Annotated in this window: 2 protein-coding genes; both read left to right on the top strand. The window is 70.8% G+C overall.

What is annotated here, in order from left to right; genetic code table 11:
- Positions 1-170: 170 nt before the first annotated feature.
- Positions 171-905, top strand: coding sequence for a class I SAM-dependent methyltransferase (locus tag ACJA3G_RS35585; protein ID WP_406557164.1), 735 nt, complete (start codon positions 171-173; stop codon positions 903-905).
- A gap of 80 nt (positions 906-985) precedes the next feature.
- Positions 986-2,132, top strand: a 1,147-nt coding sequence (locus ACJA3G_RS35580) for an MFS transporter (RefSeq protein ID WP_406557163.1), incomplete at its 3' end; no start/stop codon positions are given.

Below are 2,132 nucleotides of genomic sequence, written 5' to 3'. Positions count from 1 at the left end.
CCACCCGCCCCCTCCATTCCGCCTTTCCCCTTTCTGTCAACCCCTGTTCAACCGCGGAGTTCCCGCGATTGCACGTCTGATCAGTCGTCCGGACTTGTCCGGAGAGGATTCGGTCCGGGAGATTGACCGCGACGCTTGATTTCGGCGGACCGTAAAACGGGAGGCACCACGTGAGCACGGAGCAGGTCTACACGGCGGGCAGCGCCAACTTCGATCCGCTGTACGCGGGGAAGGTGCGGACGGAGGGGCTGGGGATGAAGTTCGACTTCGCGCCCTGGAACATCCCCGAGCCGCAGCCCGTCGTCGTGGCCCTGGAGGCGTCCGGCGCGTTCCACGGCAAGGTGCTGGACGCCGGGTGCGGCACCGGGCAGAACTCGCTGCACCTCAAGAGCCGCGGCCACGACGTCACCGGCCTCGACTTCTCGCCGTCCGCCATCGGCCAGGCCCAGGAGCGCGCCCGTGAGCGCGGTCTCGACATGACCTTCGCGGTGTCGGACGCCACCAAGTTCGAGGGGGTCGAGGGCGGCTTCGAGACCGTCCTGGACTACGGGCTCTACCACGTACTGAGCGACGAGCAGCGGCGCGCGTACGCGGCGGCCCTGCACCGGGTGACCGCGCCCGGCGCCAAGCTGCACCTGTTCGCCTTCGCCGAGTCCGAGCTGGTCGGTCTGCCGCCGCAGCAGCTGCGGGTGAGCAAGGACAACTTCCGTACCAACCTGGACGGCCAGTGGCGGATCCTCGCCATCGAGGACAGCCTCTGCACCACCAACCACACCCGTGAGTACTTCGAGAAGCAGCGCGAGGAGACGGGCGGCACGCTGCCGTTCGACCCGGACGCCTTCGACGTGGACGAGAAGGGCCGCATCGTCTACCCGATGTCGTACGTGCACGCCGAGCGGGTCTGATCCCGCCGCGACGGGGCCGGGCGTCCGCGTGGACGCCCCCCGTCGCCGGCCGGCCTCGGGGCCGCCGGTTAGCATCGCCCGTGACCGCCGACACCGAAACCACGCCCAAGAGCCGCAGCCGGATACTCGCCGACCTCACGCCGCTGCGCAGCTCGGCGCACTACCGGCGGCTCTGGTTCGGCAACACCATCTCCTGGGTCGGGCAGGGGATGACCTCCCTGGCGATCTCGCTCCAGGTGTACGACCTCACCGGGTCCAGCTTCAGCGTCGGGCTCGTCGGGCTGTTCTCGCTGGTGCCGCTGATGGTGTTCGGGCTGTACGGCGGGGCGATCGCGGACACCGTCGACCGGCGCCGACTGGGTCTGGCCAGTGCGTCCGGGTCCGCGGTGCTGTCGGCCGGGCTCGCCGCCGCCGCCTTCGCCGGCTTCGCGCACGTCTGGTTCCTGTACGGGATCGTCGCGCTCCAGTCCGTCTGCGCCGCCCTCAACGGGCCCGCCCGCTCCTCGATGATCCCCCGGCTGCTGCCGCCGGAGCAGTTGCCCGCGGCGAACGCGCTGAGCTCGATCACCATGACCTCAGGGACGCTGCTCGGGCCGATGCTGGGCGGTCTGCTCGTCGGGTTCGCGGGCTACCAGTCGGCGTACACGATCGACGCGGTCACCTTCGCCGCCTCGCTGTACGCGATGTGGCGGCTGCCGTCGATGCTGCCCGACCGGGACCGTACGTCCTCGAAGCGGGCCTCCGTGCTGGACGGCTTCCGCTTCCTGGCGACCCGGCCCAATCTGCGGATGACGTTCTTCTCCGACTTCTGCGCCATGATCCTGGCGCATCCGCGCGCACTGTTCCCGGCCGTGGCGGTGCTCTGGTACGGCGGTGACGCCCGCACCACCGGCCTCCTGGTGGCCGCGCCCGCGCTCGGGGCGTTGCTCGGCGGGGTGTTCTCGGGGTGGCTCGGCCGCGTCCACCGGCACGGGCTGGCGATCCTGCTGGCGGTCGGCGCGTGGGGCGCGGCGATCGCGGTGTTCGGCCTCACCCGCGATCTCTGGCTCGGCCTGGTCTTCCTCGCGATAGCGGGGTGCGCGGACACGGTGTCGATGGTGTTCCGCAACACGATGCTCCAGGTCGCGGCGCCGGATGAGATGCGGGGCCGGTTGCAGGGGGTGTTCATCGTGGTGGTGGCGGGCGGGCCGCGCCTCGGCGACTTCCTGGCGGGCACGACGGCGGACC

This window comes from Streptomyces sp. YS-3 (assembly GCF_045257485.1).
Lineage (GTDB): Bacteria > Actinomycetota > Actinomycetes > Streptomycetales > Streptomycetaceae > Streptomyces.
Note: the sequence above shows the minus strand (reverse complement) of the source record. Positions and strands in the feature narration are given on the sequence as shown.